Raw genomic sequence first — 286 nt, forward strand, 5'->3', positions numbered from 1 at the left:
GGACGTTCTATCACTGAGGTGATCAACTTCTGTCAGAAGCATTGGATAATGCCAGAAAGGGAAAGGCTTCAGTACTGAGGTCGACATCATCCACCAGTTGTTGCAGCACCTTGCGGGCATCAGGTCCGGCCAGGTTGACCGCAGCAAACGCTGAGGTAACGTGCAGAATGTCGACATCAAGACGCCACTGTGCATCCGTACGGCCCACTCTTTATTGGTCACCAGATCTTCAAGACTGAGCAGATAAGTACGGATGCTAAACTGAAAAGCTGAATCGTTCCATTTG

1 protein-coding gene is annotated in these 286 nt (G+C 50.0%); it reads right to left on the reverse strand.

Features of this window, described 5'->3' with window-relative positions; all coding sequences use genetic code 11:
• Positions 1 to 22: 22 nt before the first annotated feature.
• Positions 23 to 208, reverse strand: coding sequence for a hypothetical protein (locus tag JW499_RS22065; RefSeq protein WP_232846587.1), 186 nt, complete (start codon positions 206 to 208; stop codon positions 23 to 25).
• Between the last annotated feature and the right edge of the window lie 78 nt (positions 209 to 286).

It is taken from the genome of Amphritea pacifica (assembly GCF_016924145.1).
Lineage (GTDB): Bacteria > Pseudomonadota > Gammaproteobacteria > Pseudomonadales > Balneatricaceae > Amphritea > Amphritea pacifica.